This window comes from Pantoea sp. ICBG 828 (genome assembly GCF_002928355.1).
GTDB lineage: Bacteria > Pseudomonadota > Gammaproteobacteria > Enterobacterales > Enterobacteriaceae > Pantoea > Pantoea dispersa.
Window position 1 is genome coordinate 545,771 of the sequence record NZ_POWN01000003.1, and the last position, 18,596, is coordinate 564,366.

An 18,596-nucleotide genomic window follows, 5' to 3' on the forward strand; every position below is an offset into this window, starting at 1 on the left:
ATAACCCCGCACGCTCGACGCGAGCGCACTATCATTTCATATGGCTATGATGTCACTACAACAGGGTACGGACTCGCAATGACTTATGCACTGGAACTTTCCGGGCTGACCAAGACCTATCCCGGCGGCGTACAGGCGCTGAAAGGCCTCGATCTCAACGTGGAAGCAGGCGACTTTTATGCCTTACTGGGCCCTAACGGTGCCGGTAAGTCCACCACCATTGGCATTATCAGCTCGCTGGTGAACAAATCCAGCGGCAGCGTGCGCGTGTTTGGCTACGACCTGCAGAAAGATGTGGTCAACGCCAAGCGGCAGCTTGGGCTGGTGCCACAGGAATTCAACTTTAACCCGTTTGAAACCGTAATGCAGATTGTGGTTAACCAGGCCGGTTATTACGGCGTGGAACGCGCCGAAGCGAACAAGCGCGCGGAAAAATACCTCAATCAGCTCGACCTGTGGGGCAAGCGTAACGAACGGGCGCGCATGTTGTCCGGCGGCATGAAGCGCCGGCTGATGATAGCCCGGGCGCTGATGCATGAACCGAAACTGCTGATTCTTGATGAGCCGACGGCTGGCGTGGATATCGAACTGCGCCGCTCAATGTGGGTGTTCCTGAAAGAGCTGAACGCCAAAGGCACCACCATCATCCTGACCACCCACTATCTGGAAGAGGCGGAAATGCTGTGCCGTAACATCGGCATCATCCAGAGCGGCGAGCTGGTGGAGAACACCTCAATGAAAGGGCTGCTGTCCAAGCTGCAGTCGGAAACCTTTATCCTCGACCTGGCGCCGCGCAGCCCGCTGCCGCAGCTGGAGGGCTTCCAGTATCGTCTGGTTGATACCTCAACGCTGGAAGTGGAAGTGATGCGTGAACAGGGGCTGAATAGCGTATTCAGCCAGCTGAGCGCGCAGGGCGTGCAGGTGCTCAGCATGCGCAATAAAGCGAATCGTCTGGAAGAGCTGTTCGTCAGCCTGACGCAGGGAAAAACAGGAGTAACCGCATGACGCATCTGTACTGGGTGGCGCTCAAGAGTATCTGGAGCAAAGAGATCAACCGTTTTGCCCGCATCTGGATTCAGACGCTGGTGCCGCCGGTGATCACCATGACGCTGTACTTCATTATCTTTGGCAATCTGATCGGCTCACGCATCGGCGATATGCACGGCTTCAGCTATATGCAGTTTATCGTGCCGGGCCTGATTATGATGGCGGTAATCACCAACGCTTACGCCAACGTCGCCTCGTCATTCTTCAGCGCCAAGTTCCAGCGCAACATTGAAGAGCTGCTGGTGGCGCCGGTGCCGACGCACATTATTATCGCCGGTTATGTCGGCGGCGGCGTAGCGCGCGGCGTGTGCGTGGGCGTGCTGGTGACGGCGGTGTCGCTGTTTTTTGTGCCGTTCCACGTATTCTCGTGGCCGATGGTGGCAATCACGCTGCTGCTGACGGCGATTCTGTTCTCGCTGGCGGGCCTGCTGAATGCGGTGTTTGCGCGCACCTTTGACGATATCAGCCTGATCCCGACCTTCGTGCTGACGCCGTTAACTTACCTCGGTGGCGTATTCTACTCGCTGGCGCTGCTGCCGCCGTTCTGGCAGGCGGTGTCGAAGCTCAATCCGGTGGTGTACATGATCAGCGGGTTCCGCTATGGCTTCCTTGGCATCAACGATGTTCCGCTGGTGTTGACGCTGTCAGTGCTGGTGGCGTTTATTGTGGTGTTTTACGTGCTGGTGTATGCGCTGATTCAGCGCGGACGCGGCTTGCGCACCTGAGGCGCAGCTCCGAATAAGAAGCCGCTGCCGGCGTCGTCCGGCGGCGGCTTTTTTTTACCCACTCTTCGCAATTCCAGACGCGTCTTGTGCTTTCAGTCTGTGGCTTTCCCCATAGTGGCCGCTGACCAAAAAAGCAGCGGGGAAGCGAAGAGTGAATCGGGTATCATGGATTGATAATTTACGCGGCATGAGCATTCTGGCGGTGATTTTTTTGCACTGCATGATTGCAGTGAACCAGCAGGCCGGGCACTTCACTGCCTTTAACGAGCTGGTAAATCAGCTGCTGGCGCCGGTGCGTATGGGGCTGATGTGCTTCGTCTCCGGACTGTTCGTCGCCAGCGGTTTACGCCACGGGCAGGCGCGCTATCTGCGAAACAAAGTCAGCAGCATTCTCTATCCGTTTGCCGTCTGGGCGCTGATCTACGGCGGGCTGAAGTGGACCTTCAGCGCGATGGCCAATCACCCACAGTCGCCGCTGGCCATCGCGCTCGGCCATCTGAGCGGCGGCGATATCACCTGGTTTCTGCACTCGCTGTTTCTGTTTTTTGTGCTGATTATCCCGGCGCGCCGCCTGCCTGCGGCGCTGGTGCTGACACTGTGCGTTGCCGGTGCGGTGCTGCTGCCGCCGGTGCCGCCTGACTCGCTGTTTGCCAGTTTCGACAACCTGCATCTGAACAAGTCGCTGGTGCTGTTTGCCTTCTTCTACAGTGCCGACTGGCTGGTGCGCCAGGATGTTGATATTGCCGCGTTTGCGCAGCGTCGTACGCCGCTGCTGCTGTCGCTGATCGCCTTTATGTTGCTTGCGGCGTTCAGCCTGTGGGGCGGGCTGCGTCAGCATTCGCCATGGCTGCTGCCGCTGGCGCTGCCCTCAATCCCGCTGTTCGTTGCGCTGGCCTGCCGTATCAATCTGCGGGCGGTTAACTACGTTGGCCGCCATTCGATTGTGTTTTATCTGTCGCACTATCTGGCGATTCAGGTGTGCAGTAAATTGCTGCGCCATGACGGCCACTCTGCGTGGCTGGCTGACCTGCATTTTGTGCTGGCGTTCAGCGTCGCGCTGGCGTTGCCAACGGCGCTGTGCGTACTGCGGGCAAAAGGGTGGTTTGACTGGTTGTTTACGCTGAAGCGCAAAGGGCAGCCGCAGCTGGCGGGCGTATAAGGGAAAGGCGCGCTGTCAGTACAGCGCGCGGGATGATCAGGCCACCTGCACCGGCAGCGCTTTAGCGATACGTTTCATCTCGTTATCGCCGTCGAAGTAGGCCACTTTCGGCTGCCAGCTGCGCGCCACTTCATCTTCCACCTGCACATAAGAACAGATGATCAGCAGATCGCCCTGACAGGCGCAGCGCGCGGCCGCACCGTTGACCGAAATGATTTTCGAGCCACGCTCGGCGGCAATGGCATAGGTAGAGAAGCGCTGGCCGTTGGTGACGTTATAGATGTCGATGGCTTCGTATTGCAGAATGCCGGAGGCATCAAGAAAATCCTGATCGATGGCGCAGGAGCCTTCATAATGCAAATCCGCCTGCGTCACTTTTACGCGGTGCAGTTTGCCTTGTAATACGGTACGAATCATAGCGTGATACCTTTGTTATACCCGTGCGCGGCCGGTTTCTACCGTGCAGTGTGTAGCGGGTACATGCTGCCCATAAACGACGGCGTTAAACCGTCAGATCCACTTGCTGATTATCAATCAAACGCGCATTGCCGAGCCAGGCGGCCATCAGAATCACTGCGCGCTGGCTGTCGACCGTCAGCGGCTGCAGCGTATCGGCATCGCAGATGGCCAGGCCGTCCGGGCGCAGGCCCTGATCGCGCAGCGTCTGTTCGGCGTGCTCAATAATCTCATCCACGTGCCGCTCGCCGTTGCTGAGGCGCTGCGCCATGCTGTTCATCACCTGGCTGAGCACCGGCGCCAGCTTGCGTTCATCGGCAGTAAGATAGCCGTTACGTGAGCTGAGCGCGAGACCGTCTTTGGCGCGCACCGTCGGCACGCCAACGATGTCAATGTCAAAGCCCATGTCCGCCACCATCTTGCGGATGATCGCCAGCTGCTGAAAATCCTTCTCGCCAAAACAGGCGATATCCGGCTGCACCAGATTAAACAGCTTGCTAACGATGGTGGCCACGCCGCGGAAATGACCGGGACGGCTGGCGCCCTCCAGCAGCGAGGAGAGGCCCGGGACTTCAACAAACGTCTGGCTGTCGAGACCCTGCGGATAGACATCGGCCGGCGCCGGGGCAAAGACCAGGTCGACGCTGTGGCGATTGAGTTTTTCACAATCGTCCTGCAGCGTGCGCGGATAGCGCGCCAGGTCGTCGGCGCGATCAAACTGCATCGGGTTAACGAAGATCGATACCACCACGATATCTGCGCGCTGGCGTGCTTCATCCACCAGCGTCAGATGCCCCTCATGCAGGTTGCCCATAGTGGGCACCAGCGCGATGCGTTTACCTGCCTGGCGCCAGCGTCGAATCTCACGGCGCAGCAGCGGCAGCGTTTCAATGATCAGCACTGCAAATCTCCTGATTTACTGGAAACTGTGTTCGGCAGCAGGGTAGGTGCCTGCTTCAACGTCGGCCATATACTGGCGAATTGCCGCACGAATGTCGCCGGTTTCCGCAAGGAAATTTTTGGCAAATTTTGGAATGTGGCCGCCGGTAATACCAAACGCGTCGTGCATCACCAGAATCTGGCCGTCGGTGACGTTACCGGCACCGATGCCGATCACCGGTACCGACAACGCTTTGGTGACGCGCTCAGCCAGCGCGACCGGCACGCACTCCAGCACCAGCAGCTGCATACCGGCCGCTTCCAGCGCCAGCGCATCCGCCAGCAGGCGCTCGGCTGCCGCTTCATCGCGCCCCTGCACCTTGTAGCCACCGAAGATATTAACCGACTGCGGCGTCAATCCCAGATGACCACACACCGGCACGGCGCGCTCGGTCAGCATGCGCACGGTCTCTGCCAGCCAGGCGCCGCCTTCCAGTTTTACCAGGTTGGCACCGGCGCGCATCAGCTGCGCGGCACTGTCAAAGGTTTGCTGCGGCGTGGCGTAACTCATAAATGGCAGGTCGGCCATCACCAGCGCGTTAGGCGCACCGCGCCGCACGGCGGCGGTGTGATAAGCAATATCGTCGACCGTCACCGGCAGCGTGGAATCATGGCCCTGCACGGTCATGCCGAGCGAATCGCCAATCAGCAGCAGCGGAATGCCCTGGTCGGCAAACAGGCGCGCGAAGCTGAAATCGTAGGCGGTCAGCGTGGCGAACTTGCGGCCGCTGGCTTTCAGCTGGCGTAAGTGAGAGAGGGTGGTGGGTTTCATCGCAATCTCCAGCATTTTCTGATGCGCGCAGTGTACTGGATTGATTGCAAAGGCGATACGACGGGCGTGCGATTCTGCCGCGTCAGGCGGACCACAAGCGGATGCTGCTGCGGTCCAGCGTCGCCAGAATGCCGGCCAGCGGCTGGCCGTTCGGCAGGCGCAGCGTCGGCGCGATTTCCAGCAGTGGCACCAGCATGAAGGCGCGGTTGTGCATATCGTAGTGCGGCACCGTCAGGCGCGGCGTGTGGATCACTGCATTGCCGAACAGCATGATATCGAGGTCCAGCGTGCGCGGTCCCCAGCGTTCAGCTTTGCGCACCCGGCCATGCTCCAGCTCAACGCGCTGGGTGTGATCGAGCAGCGTTTCCGCGGCCAGTGTGGTCTCCAGTGCCACCACGGCGTTGAGGTAATCCGGCTGATCCGGCGGGCCGTACGGTGGCGTGCGATAAAACGCGGAGGTGGCTACGCGGTGGGTATCGGGAATGGCATCCAGCGCGGCCAGCGCTGCATCAACCTGATGCAGCGGATCGGCGAGATTACTGCCTAAGGCGAGATAGACCCGCGTCATGACGCGCTGTGGTTGCTGTCGCGGCGCGGGCCAGCTGGACGACGGCGCGGACGGCGTGGTTTACGGCGCGGAGCCGGATCGTCACCCAGGGTGTTGAGCATGGTCTTCTGCTGTGTCGGCACCGCCGACTGGAACTCGCCCCACCACTGGCTGAGGCGCAGCAGCTCGGCGTTGTTCTCGACTTCTGCGCGCAGCGCCAGCAGGTCGTAGGCGGCACGGAATTTAGGATGCTCCATCAGCTTCCATGCGCGCTTACCGTGACGGCGCGACATGCGCAGCTGCAGCTGCCAGATATCGCGAATCAGCGTGGTGATACGTTTCGGAATCGCCAGCGCACGGCAGGCTTCATCCAGCGTTTCGTTCATGGACAGCGCAAAGGCGTCGAAATAGGTCAGGCCGCTCTCCTGCGCAATCTGCTCGGCTGACTCCAGCTGCGGATACCAGAACATCGCCGCAAACAGGAACGCCGGATTCACGCGCATATCGTTGTGCAGGCGGGTATCGGTGTTTTTCAGCACCTGGGCCAGCATGCGCTCCATCGGGCTGTCGCCCTGTTCGGTGAAGTTGCGCGCCAGCGTCGGGAACAGCGGCTGGAACAGCTGGTATTCACGCATCATCAGATAGGTGCGATAACCGTAACCGGCCTGCAGCAGCTTCAGCGACTCTTCAAACAGGCGCGCCGGCGGAATGTCATTCAGCAGCGTGGCGAGGCGGGGAATCGGCTCGGCGGTTTCCGCCGCAATGCTCATGTCCAGCTTGGCGGCGAAGCGCACCACGCGCAGCATACGCACCGGATCTTCGCGGTAGCGCGTTTCCGGATCGCCAATCATGCGGATGATGCCTTCCTGCAGATCCTGCAGGCCACCGACGTAATCGCGCACGGTGAAATCAGCCACGCTGTAATAGAGGCTGTTGATGGTTAAATCGCGGCGCTGCGCATCATCTTCGATGTTGCCAAAAATGTTGTCGCGCAGCAGCATGCCGTTCTGACCGCGCTGCGAACCGTTGCGATCGTCGATGCTCTCTTCCTGATGGTGGCCGCGGAACGTAGCGACTTCGATCACTTCCGGACCGAACATCACATGCGCCAGACGGAAGCGACGCCCGACCAGGCGACAGTTGCGGAATAGCTTACGCATCTGCTCCGGCGTGGCGTTGGTGGTCACGTCAAAGTCCTTCGGCTTTTTACCCAGCAGCAAATCGCGCACGCCGCCGCCAACCAGATAGGCTTCGTATCCGGCTTTGTTCAGGCGATACAGCACTTTGAGAGCGTTTTCGCTGATATCTTTGCGTGAGATATTGTGGCTTTCCCGGGGGATAACGGTCATCAGACTTACGGTTTCCACCTCTTCAGGGGCCTCCTCATCACGCTTGAGGACTCTCCGGCAAAAATTAGCGACTCGGGTAAAAATGGGACACCTCGACAGTGAGAAAATGGGTGTGAATAAAATCAGCGGCTAATCATAGCCTGTTGCGAACCATTTAGGAATGGCGTTGTCGCCTCATCCGGTTGTTGCGCATCATGCCGCGGAATCAATGCGCTATCCCAGTGTGTAACGGCATGGTCCAGCAGCGCCCCCAGCCCATGGTCCTGCCAGCCAGGCAAAACCGACTGCCCCAGGAAGCTCAGCGCCTGCACCAGCACCGGTCGCGGATCGCCGTCCGGTAAGGCTGGCGCGTGGTTTTGCTTCGACAATTTATTACCGTCCGGGTTAATTGCCAGCGGCAGATGCAGATAAGCCGGCTCCGGCCAGCCAAACTGCTGATACAGCGCAATCTGGCGCACCGTTGGCTCAATCAAATCCGCACCGCGCACTATCTCCGTCACGCCCTGAAAATGGTCATCGACCACCACCGCAAGGTTATAGGCGAACAGGCCGTCACGACGGTGAATAATAAAGTCTTCCTGCGCCAGACGCGGCTCCGCCTGCAGATGGCCGCGCAGGCGATCGTCAAAACCGTACACCGGCGCATGCTGACGCAGCCGCAGCGCGGCGCCGTCCGGCGGCAAATGTAAATCGCGGCAGTGACCGTCGTAAAAGCCGCCCAGCTGCTGAATGCGGCTGCGCGGGCAGGTACAAAAGTAGCTTTGACGGTGTTCGCGCAGCCAGCTCAGCGCCGCGCGATAGGCCTCGTGGCGCTGCGACTGCCACAGCACGTCGCCGTCCCAGTGCAGCCCATAATGCGTCAGCTGACGCAGGATGCGCGTTGCGGCACCGGCGACTTCACGCGGCGGATCAATATCTTCAATGCGCACCAGCCAGCGGCCCTGCTGTGCGCGCGCGCTCAGGTAGCTGCCTAATGCGGCTATCAGCGAACCGAAATGAAGATCACCGGAAGGAGAGGGGGCGAAACGCCCGATGCAGGGAAGCGTGGCGGACATCATGCTGTGGTACACCGCACGGCGGGAAAACAGTGGTTTTCCCGGCTGTGCGGCGACAGTCTGTTAACGGCCATTAGCCTGCCATCTGCTTCTCGCGGATTTCTGCCAGCGTTTTGCAGTCAATGCAGAGATCGGCGGTCGGACGCGCTTCGAGACGGCGGATACCAATTTCGACCCCACAGGATTCGCAGTAGCCAAAGTCGTCGTCTTCCACTTTCTTGAGCGTTTTCTCAATCTTTTTAATGAGTTTGCGCTCACGATCGCGGTTACGCAGCTCCAGGCTGAACTCCTCTTCCTGGGCGGCACGGTCAACCGGATCCGGGAAGTTGGCAGCTTCGTCCTGCATATGCGACACAGTACGGTCTACTTCATCCCTGAGTTGGTTGCGCCAGGCTTCCAGAATCTTGCGGAAATGGCTCAGCTGGGCGTCATTCATATACTCTTCGCCCGGTTTCTCCTGATACGGCTCCACCCCAGCGATGGCGAGGATACTCAGGGACGATGTTTTACGGTTTTGCCCTTCTTGCATGTTGTTTCTCCTGGATAACACGCACTACCCGTTCTGTTTCAGATTGCGAAAGCCTTTGCCTGCAACCCGACGCATGCGGGGCATATCGATTCCCATCAGGGAAAAAAACAGGCCGCTATAAATAGCAGAAGCAATCAAGGTTGGCAATTATTCATGAACGCACCTTGACAAGCCTGTGAGGAACAGCGTATTTAGCGCACCGCTCAGAACATTCTTATCACAGCAAATAACGTTAAATATTACAACTGTGCGTTAATCGTTACCGTTAACGGCCGGGTAAGTAACATTTCTGCCGGTGAAATCTGAGCCTGATACGCCAACACTTCCACACCGCAGCGCTGCGCCTGTACCAGTAGTTCTGCGTATTGCGCATCGATATGGTGCGCCGGGGAAACGTCCTCAATCCCCGTGTGCAGAACAGCAAACAACAAAACGGCCCGGTGGCCTTCTGCCGCGATAGTGCTTAATTCGCGCAGATGTTTCTGTCCACGAGCCGTCACCGCATCCGGAAAATAGCCTTTACCATTTTGTAAAAGGGTGACGGACTTGACTTCAATATAGCAGTTGGCTTTGCCCTCCGCTTGCAACAGGAAGTCAATTCGGCTTTTTTCCGTGCCGTATTTCACCTCAGCCTGGCAGTGGCTATAAGCGGATAATTCCGGAATTGCATCGCGCAGCAGCGCCTCGCGCACCAGTTGGTTTGCGCGCAGGGTGTTGACGCAAATCCAGTGGCCCTGCGCGGTTTGCGTTATTTCCCAGCTGTGCGGATATTTGCGCGTCGCGCTGGCCGGGGTGGAGTACCACACCGTGTCGCCTGGCGTGGCGCAGCCGGTCATCGCGCCGGTATTAGCGCAGTGCAGAGTAAAGGTGTCACCTTCCGGCGTCATGACATCGGCTAAAAAACGTTTATAGCGGGTGATTAAGCGGGCTGATTGTAACGGCGGATCGAACTGCATTTATGCTCCTGCGGCAGATAACAGTGGCCAGCGCGCCAGCCGGCGATAGCGCGTGCGTCCCTGCGTGAAGCTGGACGCAAACAGCGCAAAATGGCTCACCTCAACGCGCCAGTGAAAACCGCGCGGCGGCAGCGCCACGGCCTGCGCAGCGTGGCGCAGCAGGGTAATGTGGGGATGGAACGGCTGCGTACTCTGCGCACAACCATGGCGCGCGGCCTGGGCGCGCAGCAGGTTGGCCAGCTGCAGTAAACCGCGCGGCGCGCGCTGGCAGCCAAGCCACACCACGCCGGGACGCGGCCAGTGACCGGCGTCATCGAGATCCAGCGTAAAGCCCGGCTGGCGGATGCGTGCCGCCAGCTGCTGCAGCTGGCCCGCCGTTTCCGTGCTGACCTCACCAAGAAACGCCAGCGTCAGGTGCAGATTCGCCGCCGCCACCGGTTTACCCGCGTCTGCGGCGAAGCAATCGGCCCGCCATTGCACCAGCTGTTGCTGGAGGGCATCAGGCAATTCGAGGGCAAAAAACAGTCGTTGCGTGGCCATGCTGAACTCCGGTAATTGGCGCCGGGTGGTGTACAATGCGCGCCATCTTAGCACAGGCAGAGTGGGAGTTGAGTGTGAGTGAGTTACCGGTAAGCGAGGTACTGCCTGCATTGCTGGCCGCGCTGGCGCAGTCGCCACAGGTGCTGCTGGCGGCCCCGACCGGCGCCGGGAAATCCACCTGGCTGCCGCTACAGCTGCTGCAACAGGCGCAGCTGTCAGGGCAAATCATCATGCTGGAGCCGCGCCGGCTGGCGGCACGCAACGTGGCACAGCGGCTGGCGGAACAGCTGGGTGAACAGCCGGGCGGGACGGTAGGCTATCGGCTGCGCGGGGAAAACTGCAGCAGCGCAGCGACGCGTCTGCTGGTGGTCACCGAAGGCATTCTGACGCGTATGCTGCAGCGCGATCCGCTGCTGGAGGGCGTATCGCTGGTGATCCTCGACGAATTCCATGAGCGCAGCTTGCAGGCTGACCTGGCGCTGGCGCTGCTGCTTGATGTGCAGCAGGGATTGCGCGACGACCTGAAAATTCTGCTGATGTCGGCAACGCTGGATAATCAGCAGCTAAGCACGCTGCTGCCCGACGCGCCGTTTATTGCGTCACAGGGGCGCAGCTTTCCGGTGATTCGACGTTACGCCTCGCTCAATCCGCAGCAGCGGTTTGAAGAGGCAGTGGCGCGCGAGGTGGCACAGTTGCTGCGGGATGAGCCCGGTTCGCTGCTGCTGTTTCTGCCCGGCGTGGCGGAGATTGAACGGGTGAAGTGTGAACTGGCGTCGCGCGTCAGTGATGAGGTGGATTTATCTCCTTTATATGGTGCGCTGTCGCTGGAGGCACAGCGGCGAGCCATCCTGCCGGCCGCGCCGGGCCGGCGTAAAGTGGTGCTCGCCACCAATATCGCCGAGACCAGCCTGACGATTGAAGGCATTCGCCTGGTGGTGGACAGCGCGCTGGAGCGCGCGGCGCAGTTTGACGTGCGCAGCGGCGTGACGCGTTTGCTGACCCAGCGCATCAGCCAGGCATCAATGACGCAGCGCGCTGGCCGCGCCGGTCGCCTGGCGCCGGGGATCTGTCTGCATCTGCTGCCGCAGGAGCAGGCGCTGCGTGCGGCGGCGCAGAGTGAGCCGGAGATACTCACCAGCGATCTGGCCTCGCTGCAGCTGGATTTACTGCAGTGGGGCTGTCAGGACGCGGCTCAGCTGCAATGGCTGGATAGTCCACCGGCGCGCAGCCTGCAGGCGGCACGTCAACAGCTGCAGCGGCTCGGCGCGCTGGATAGCGAAGGGCGGCTCAGCGCGCGCGGCCGTAAAATGGCGCAGCTCGGCAGCGATCCGCGTCTCACGGCGATGCTGTGCGCCGCCGGCGACGATGTGCACGCCATCGCCAGCGCGGCGCTGCTGGTGGCGATTCTGGAGGATCCGCCGCGCAGCGGCAGTGTCGATCTGCGTGATGCGCTCAACCAGCCACAGCCGCAGTGGCTGCGGCGCGCGCGCCACTGGCAGCAGCGCCTGAATGCAGGTCAGGGGCGCGTTGACGCCGATCGCTTCCCGGCGCTGCTGGCCGCCGGATTTGCTGACCGGCTGGCGCAGCGTCGCGGTCACAGCGCGCGCTATCAGCTCGCCAATGGTATCGGCGCAATGCTGGATGAGCACGACGGCCTGAGCCGCTATGAGTGGCTGATTGCACCGAGCCTGCTGCAGGGGGCCAGCAGCGCCGATGCACGCATGCTGCTGGCGCTGCCGGTAGAGATGGATGCGCTGCGCCAGCAGTGCCCGCAGCTGGTTGAGCAGCGCACCGATGTGGACTGGGATGACGACAAAGGCACGCTGCGCGCGTGGAAGCGGGAAGCGATTGGCGCGCTGATCCTGCGGGCCCAGCCGCAGGCGCGGCCCGAGCCGGAGATCCTGCATCCGGCGATGCTGCGCTGGATCCGCGAAAAAGGGCTGGCGGTGCTCGGCTGGACGCCAGAGGCAGAGCAGCTGCGTGTGCGCCTGCAGTGCGCCGCGCAGTGGCTGCCGGAAGAGGCGTGGCCGACGCTGGATGATGACACGCTGCTGGCCTCGCTGGAGCACTGGCTGCTGCCGGAGATGGGCGCAGTACGCGATTTAAAAGGGCTGCAGAGCGTTAATCTTGTCAGCGCTTTATTACATTTGCTGACATGGTCACAGCGGCAGCGGCTGGATACTGTGCTGCCAACTCATTACACTGTGCCGACCGGAAGTCGCCTGCCGATTCGCTACGACGCGGAAAAACCCCCCGCGCTGGCGGTGCGTATGCAGGAGATGTTTGGCGAGGCGCAGAACCCGGCGGTTGCCGATGGGCGCGTTCCGCTGGTGCTGGAGCTGCTTTCGCCGGCGCACCGTCCGCTGCAGATCACCCGCGACCTCGCGGCGTTCTGGCGCGGTGCGTATCCTGAAGTGCAGAAAGAGATGAAAGGGCGCTATCCCAAACATCCGTGGCCGGACGATCCGGCCAGCGCCTTGCCGACGAGGCGCACCAAAAAATATTCCTCGTAGCCCGCAGTGGATCGAATTCAGAGGGTTCTGCCATGCGCGGCACGAGAAAGCAGTTAGAGTAGCGGCGCTGCCGTAGCTATGCCTGGAGAAAACAAAGCATGTCTGGGAACGATCGCGAACCTATTGGGCGCAAAGGAAAAGCGCCAAAGCCGCCGCGTAACGTTACGCGCCGGGGTCGCCGCAGGGAGCCTGAAGATGATATCGATCAGGACGATTTTGACGAAGATGATGAGGAGAGTGCGCCGGTGCCACCCAAAGGTAAAGGAAAACGACCCGCGCGTGGCAAACGCCGCTGGTTAGGCTGGTTGATTAAACTCTTCCTGGTGTTTGTCGTGGTGATGGCCGCCTGGGGCGTCTATCTCGATTCGGAAATCCGCAGCCGCATTGACGGTAAAGTGTGGCAGCTGCCAGCGGCCGTGTACGGGCGCATGGTCAGCCTCGAACCGGGCATGGCTTACGACAAGAAAGAGATGATTGCGCTGCTGGAAGGCACGCAGTATCGCGAAGTGTCGCGCATTACCCGTCCGGGTGAGTTCAGCGTGAAAGGCAACACCATCGACCTGCTGCGCCGTCCGTTTGATTTTCCGGACAGCAAAGAGGGCCAGATTAACGCGCGTCTCACCTTCAGCAACAACGAGCTGAGCGAGATTAAAAACCTTGATACCGGACGCGACTTTGGCTTCTTCCGCCTCGATCCGCGGCTGATCACCATGTTGCAGTCGCCAAACGGCGAGCAGCGTCTGTTTGTGCCGCGCGCCGGGTTCCCGGATCTGCTGGTCGATACGCTGATCGCCACCGAAGACCGCCACTTCTACGAGCATGACGGCATCAGCCCGTACTCGATTGGTCGCGCCTTCCTCGCCAATATCACCGCCGGTAAAGCGGTGCAGGGCGGCAGTACGCTGACGCAGCAGCTGGTGAAAAACCTGTTCCTCACCAACGAACGCTCGCTGTGGCGTAAAGCGCGTGAAGCCTATATGGCGGTGATCATGGATGCGCGCTACAGCAAAGATCGCATTCTTGAGCTCTACCTGAACGAGGTGTATCTCGGCCAGGCGGGCAACGACCAAATCCGCGGTTTCCCGCTGGCCAGCCTGTACTACTTTGGCCGCCCGGTGGACGAACTGAGCCTTGATCAGCAGGCGATGCTGGTCGGCATGGTCAAAGGTGCGTCGCTGTACAATCCGTGGCGTAATCCGCAGCTGGCGCTGGAGCGTCGTAACCTGGTGCTGCGTCTGCTGCAACAGCAGAAGGTGATCGACCAGGAGCTGTACGACATGCTGTCGGCGCGGCCGCTTGGTGTCCAGCCGAAAGGTGGGGTGATCACGCCGCAGCCGGCGTTTATGCAGATGGTGCGTAATGAGCTGCAGGCGAAGCTGGGCGATAAGGTCAAAGACCTCTCCGGCGTGAAGATCTTCACCACGCTCGATCCGATTTCGCAGGATGCGGCGGAAAAAGCGGTTGAAGACGGCATTCCCACGCTGAAGAAACAGCGCGGGCTGAAAGATCTGGAAACCGCGATGGTGGTGGTCGACCGCTTCAGTGGTGAAGTGCGCGCCATGGTCGGCGGTGCCGATCCACAGTTTGCCGGCTATAACCGCGCGCTGCAGGCGCGTCGCTCGATTGGTTCACTGGCAAAACCGGCGACCTATCTGACCGCCCTCAGCCAGCCAAACAGCTATCGCCTGAACAGCTGGATCGCCGACGAGCCGATCGCGCTGAAACAGCCAAACGGTTCGGTGTGGAAGCCGATGAACGACGATCGTCGCTTCAGCGGTAAAGTGATGCTGGTGGATGCGCTGACTAACTCGATGAACGTGCCAACCGTTAACCTCGGTATGACGCTGGGACTCGACGCGGTAGTGGATACCTGGACCAAACTGGGCGTGCCAAAAGATCAGCTGCATCCGGTACCGGCCATGCTGCTGGGGGCGCTTAACCTGACGCCGATTGAAGTGGCGCAGGCGTTCCAGTCAATTGCCAGCGGCGGTAACCGCGCTGCGCTGTCGGCGGTGCGCTCGGTGATCGCGGAAGATGGCACGGTGCTGTATCAGAGCTTCCCGCAGGCGCAGCGCGTTGAGCCGGCGCAGGCGGCGTATCTGACGCTGTATACCATGCAGCAGGTGGCCGATCACGGTACGGCGCGGGCGCTGGGCGCACGCTTCCCGGGTGCGCATCTGGCGGCGAAAACCGGTACCACCAATGACCTGATCGACAGCTGGTTTGCCGGTATTGATGGCAAAGAAGTGGCGATCACCTGGGTTGGCCGCGACAACAACCAGACCTCGAAGCTGTACGGTGCCAGTGGTGCGATGCAGATCTATCGTCGCTACCTCGACAACCAGGCGCCGATGCCACTGGTCCTGACGCCACCGGAAGATATCACTCAGATGAATATCGATTCGGCCGGTAACTTTGTCTGCGGCAGCGGCAGCAGCACCTGGCGTTCGCTGCCGGTGTGGGCGCTGGATCCGAACGCGCTGTGCCAGCAGCAACAGCAGCAGATTCAGCAGCAGCAACAGCAAGAGCAGCAACAGCAACAGCAGCAACAGCAGCAGCCGCAGGGCGAGCAGAAAGACTCTGACGGCGTCGCGGGCTGGATTAAAGATATGTTTGGCAGTAAATAAGCCATCCGGCACTGCACCGGCTTTATACCTTCAGAGCCTGTGCAGTGCCGGCGTTTTACCACCACGTGGCGGTGCCAGATACATGGCGGCGCTCCAGCCTGAGTCTTGCATAAAAGCTGAATTTAACTCCCTCTGGCGCTGCGGCGCCTTTTTCTTTGCCCGCCATTTTTTTAGCCGCGATCATGGATATGTGCGATCCGCTGGCAAACTCACCGCCAGCAGGCATTACATCTTGCGGTGCTTGCCGGGTTTCGCCTAAAATCCGTGCGTCTAATAATCATTCTCGTTTCCATTCGCCTGCATTGTTCTATTTTCATGAGATCCCACTATGAATGCGCGAAACACTTTTCCTTGTTCTCTGCGCGCGGTGACCACCCGTCGACCGCTCGCGTTATTGATTTCCCTGACTCTGGGCACACTCAGCATGCAGGCGCTGGCCGAAGATACCGTGGTGGTGACGGCTGATGGCGGCAGCGGCGTAGTGCAGGAGAGCGCATGGGGACCGTCGCCGACCATCGCCGCCAAACACAGCGCGACCGGCACCAAAACCGATACGCCAATCGAGAAGAATCCGCAGTCGGTGTCGGTGGTGACGCAGGAAGAGATGTCAATGCATGCGGTGACCAGCGTCAAAGGTGCGTTCAATTACACGCCAGGCGTGCTGACCGGTAACCGCGGCAGCTCGGACGTTATCGACGCGCTGTCGATTCGCGGCTTCAGCGAAACCAACACCAACCAGTATCTGGATGGCCTGAAGCTGCAGGGTGACAACTACTCCGAATTCGCTATCGATCCTTACTTCCTCGAGCGCGCGGAGCTGCTGCGCGGTCCGGTGTCGGTGCTGTACGGTAAGAGCAACCCGGGCGGTGTGGTGTCACTGGTGAGCAAGCGGCCGACCCAGGAGACGCTGCGTGAAGTCCAGTTCCAGATGGGCACCGACAACCTGTTCTCCACCGGCTTCGATTTTGGCGGCTCACTGGATGATGACGGCGTTTACAGCTATCGCCTGACCGGCCTGGCGCGCAGCGCCGATGCGCAACAGGAGATGAACAAAGAGAAGCGCTATACGATTGCGCCTTCGTTCAGCTGGCGTCCCGATGCCAATACCCGCTTTGACCTGCTGACCTACTTCCAGAACGAACCGGAAACCGGCTATTACGGCTGGCTGCCGCGTGAAGGCACCGTGGTGGGCATCACCCGGCCGGACGGCAGCAGCTATAAGCTGCCCACCAATTTCGATGAAGGCGAAGACAGCAATAAGATCTCGCGCAACACCAAAATGGTTGGCTATAACTTTGAGCACAGCTTTAACGATACCTGGACGGTGCGCCAGAATCTGCGCTATGCCGAAATGCAGACCGATTATCGCAGTATTTATGGCTTCGGTTATAACCCTGAGAATCAACTGATTACCCGCAATGCCGCATTCTCAAAAGAAAAACTCAACCAGTTTGCCGTGGATACGCAAGCGCAGGCTAAATTCGCAACCGGTGATTTAGCCCATACGTTACTGCTGGGCGTCGATTTTCAGCGCACCCGTAACGATATTGATGGTCAGTTCGGCACCGCCACCGGCCTGAGTCCATTCAATCCGCAATATGGCAACGACAGCTACACCCCTTATGACGATCCTTATCAGCGTTTGAACCAGCAACGCCAGACCGGTCTGTACGCGCAGGATCAAATGGAGTGGAACCGCTGGGTGCTGACGCTCGGTGGCCGCTACGACTACGCGATGAACTCCGTTACCGACCGCGTAGCGCAGAGCGTTGATCGCCAGAACGATCAGGCCTTTACCTGGCGTGGTGGTGTTAACTATGTGTTCGATAATGGCATTGCACCTTATTTCAGTTACAGCGAAGCGTTTATTCCTAATGCTGGCGCAACATGGGGCGGCGAAGCGTTTGATCCGTCACGCGCTAAACAATATGAAGCGGGCGTAAAATACGTTCCCAAAGATCGTCCGATTGTCATGACGGCGGCGGTCTATCAGCTGACCAAAACGAAGAACCTGACGGCCGATCCTGATGCAAGTCATCAATTTGCCAGCGTGCAAAGCGGTGAAATCCGCTCACGTGGCGTCGAGCTGGAAGCCAAGGCGGCGCTTAACGCCAACATCAACCTGACGGCGGCTTACTCTTATACCGATGCGGAATACACCGAAGACACCTTGCTGAAAGGCCGTACGCCGGTGCAGGTGCCTAAGCATATGGCCTCGCTGTGGGGTGATTACACCTTCCACGAAACCGCACTGTCGGGCTTCACCGTGGGTGCCGGGGTGCGCTACGTGGGTGAAAGCAAAGGTCTGTACGCCAGCGGCGCAAATGCCAACCAGAACTTTGACGTCGCCGCGTACACCACTGTAGATGCCGCACTGAAGTACGATCTGGGCCGCTTCGGCTTGCCGGGTTCAACCGTCGGCGTCAACATCAACAACCTGTTCGATCGCGAATACGTTGCCAGCTGCTACCGCGACTACGCCTGCTACTGGGGCGCAGAGCGCCAGATCGTCGGTACCGCCACCTTCCGCTTCTGATACTGAACACAGGGCGCTGCGGCGCCCGTTAACCAGGGATTATCATGCAGCATCCGCACCACGCAGAAACCACCTTTTCACTGGAAAACGTCAGCTTCCGTGTACCCGGCCGCACGCTGCTGCATCCGCTGTCGCTGACTTTCGCCCCGGGCAAAGTCACCGCGCTGATCGGGCATAACGGTTCCGGTAAATCCACGCTGTTGAAGATGCTCGGCCGTCACCATGCCGCCAGCGAAGGGCGCGTGATGTTGAACGGTGAGGCGGTTGATACCTGGAGCAGTAAAGCTTTTGCACGTCAGGTAGCCTATCTGCCGCAGCAGCTGCCTGCGGCGGAGGGCATGACGGTGCGCGAGCTGGTGGCGATTGGGCGCTATCCGTGGCACGGTGCGCTGGGGCGCTACGGCCAGGAAGATCGCGATCGGGTAGACGAGGCGATTGCGCTGGTTGGACTGAAACCCTTCGCCGGGCGGCTGGTGGACAGCCTGTCCGGCGGCGAGCGGCAGCGTGCGTGGCTGGCAATGCTGGTGGCACAGAACAGCCGCTGCCTGCTGCTGGACGAACCCACGTCGGCGCTGGATATCGCCCATCAGGTTGATGTGCTGGCGCTGATTCAGCGTCTCAGCCACGAACGCGGCCTGACGGTGATAGCGGTACTGCACGATCTCAACATGGCGGCTCGCTACTGTGACCGGCTGGTGGCGCTGCGCGCGGGCGAAGTGATCGCGCAAGGCGGACCGGAAGCGATTATGCAGGCCGGGGTGCTGGGTGATATTTATGGCATTCCGATGGGCATTCTGCCGCATCCGCAGGGCGGCGCGCCCGTCAGCTTTGTCTACTGAGGCCTCG

General features: G+C 60.1%; 16 protein-coding genes. 7 read left to right on the forward strand and 9 right to left on the reverse strand.

What is annotated here, in order from left to right; all coding sequences use genetic code 11:
* Positions 1-78: 78 nt before the first annotated feature.
* The 3 genes from C1Y43_RS10200 (at position 79) to C1Y43_RS10210 (ending at position 2,931) form a co-directional block, all read left to right on the forward strand.
* Positions 79-1,005, forward strand: a complete 927-nt coding sequence (locus C1Y43_RS10200; RefSeq protein WP_021507521.1) for an ABC transporter ATP-binding protein — start codon at positions 79-81, stop codon at positions 1,003-1,005.
* Complete coding sequence (locus C1Y43_RS10205; protein WP_021507520.1) at positions 1,002-1,772, forward strand: ABC transporter permease; 771 nt, start codon at positions 1,002-1,004, stop codon at positions 1,770-1,772. The genes C1Y43_RS10200 and C1Y43_RS10205 overlap by 4 nt, the downstream gene beginning before the upstream one ends.
* A gap of 151 nt (positions 1,773-1,923) precedes the next feature.
* On the forward strand, positions 1,924-2,931 hold the full coding sequence (locus C1Y43_RS10210; RefSeq protein ID WP_104188128.1) for an acyltransferase: 1,008 nt from the start codon (positions 1,924-1,926) through the stop codon (positions 2,929-2,931).
* A gap of 36 nt (positions 2,932-2,967) precedes the next feature.
* Here C1Y43_RS10210 and panD read toward each other — a convergent pair whose 3' ends face one another.
* The 9 genes from panD to thpR form a co-directional block, all read right to left on the reverse strand.
* Complete coding sequence (gene panD / locus C1Y43_RS10215; RefSeq protein ID WP_021507518.1) at positions 2,968-3,348, reverse strand: aspartate 1-decarboxylase; 381 nt, start codon at positions 3,346-3,348, stop codon at positions 2,968-2,970.
* Positions 3,349-3,433: 85 nt separating this feature from the next.
* A complete protein-coding gene (gene panC, locus C1Y43_RS10220; protein ID WP_021507517.1) occupies positions 3,434-4,288 on the reverse strand; it encodes a pantoate--beta-alanine ligase in 855 nt (284 codons plus the stop codon).
* 15 nt (positions 4,289-4,303) lie between these two features.
* Positions 4,304-5,098, reverse strand: a complete 795-nt coding sequence (gene panB, locus C1Y43_RS10225) for a 3-methyl-2-oxobutanoate hydroxymethyltransferase (RefSeq protein ID WP_088516660.1) — start codon at positions 5,096-5,098, stop codon at positions 4,304-4,306.
* Between the two features lie 82 nt (positions 5,099-5,180).
* Positions 5,181-5,666, reverse strand: coding sequence for a 2-amino-4-hydroxy-6-hydroxymethyldihydropteridine diphosphokinase (gene folK, locus C1Y43_RS10230; RefSeq protein ID WP_104188129.1), 486 nt, complete (start codon positions 5,664-5,666; stop codon positions 5,181-5,183).
* Positions 5,663-7,078: a polynucleotide adenylyltransferase PcnB gene (gene pcnB / locus C1Y43_RS10235; protein WP_206543568.1), complete on the reverse strand. Its 1,416-nt coding sequence runs from the start codon at positions 7,076-7,078 to the stop codon at positions 5,663-5,665. Before pcnB ends, folK begins: the two co-directional genes overlap by 4 nt.
* 38 nt (positions 7,079-7,116) lie before the next feature.
* Positions 7,117-8,052 carry a tRNA glutamyl-Q(34) synthetase GluQRS gene (gene gluQRS, locus C1Y43_RS10240; protein WP_369974307.1) on the reverse strand — a complete coding sequence of 312 codons (936 nt, stop codon included), beginning with the start codon at positions 8,050-8,052 and terminating at the stop codon, positions 7,117-7,119.
* Positions 8,053-8,122: 70 nt separating this feature from the next.
* Positions 8,123-8,578, reverse strand: a complete 456-nt coding sequence (dksA, locus tag C1Y43_RS10245; protein WP_021507512.1) for an RNA polymerase-binding protein DksA — start codon at positions 8,576-8,578, stop codon at positions 8,123-8,125.
* Between the two features lie 239 nt (positions 8,579-8,817).
* Positions 8,818-9,534: a DNA/RNA nuclease SfsA gene (gene sfsA, locus C1Y43_RS10250; RefSeq protein WP_104188131.1), complete on the reverse strand. Its 717-nt coding sequence runs from the start codon at positions 9,532-9,534 to the stop codon at positions 8,818-8,820.
* Positions 9,535-10,074, reverse strand: a complete 540-nt coding sequence (thpR, locus tag C1Y43_RS10255) for an RNA 2',3'-cyclic phosphodiesterase (RefSeq protein WP_058780461.1) — start codon at positions 10,072-10,074, stop codon at positions 9,535-9,537.
* Positions 10,075-10,109: 35 nt separating this feature from the next.
* Between thpR and hrpB the strand changes: the two genes are divergently transcribed.
* The 4 genes from hrpB (at position 10,110) to fhuC (ending at position 18,589) form a co-directional block, all read left to right on the forward strand.
* On the forward strand, positions 10,110-12,587 hold the full coding sequence (gene hrpB, locus C1Y43_RS10260) for an ATP-dependent helicase HrpB (protein ID WP_104188133.1): 2,478 nt from the start codon (positions 10,110-10,112) through the stop codon (positions 12,585-12,587).
* A gap of 98 nt (positions 12,588-12,685) precedes the next feature.
* Positions 12,686-15,214, forward strand: a complete 2,529-nt coding sequence (mrcB, locus tag C1Y43_RS10265; RefSeq protein WP_104188135.1) for a bifunctional glycosyl transferase/transpeptidase — start codon at positions 12,686-12,688, stop codon at positions 15,212-15,214.
* Positions 15,215-15,542: 328 nt separating this feature from the next.
* Positions 15,543-17,750 carry a ferrichrome porin FhuA gene (gene fhuA, locus C1Y43_RS10270; protein ID WP_104188137.1) on the forward strand — a complete coding sequence of 736 codons (2,208 nt, stop codon included), beginning with the start codon at positions 15,543-15,545 and terminating at the stop codon, positions 17,748-17,750.
* Between the two features lie 44 nt (positions 17,751-17,794).
* Positions 17,795-18,589 (forward strand): Fe3+-hydroxamate ABC transporter ATP-binding protein FhuC, encoded by a 795-nt coding sequence (gene fhuC, locus C1Y43_RS10275; protein WP_088516628.1) that lies wholly within the window; start codon positions 17,795-17,797, stop codon positions 18,587-18,589.
* Positions 18,590-18,596: the final 7 nt, after the last annotated feature.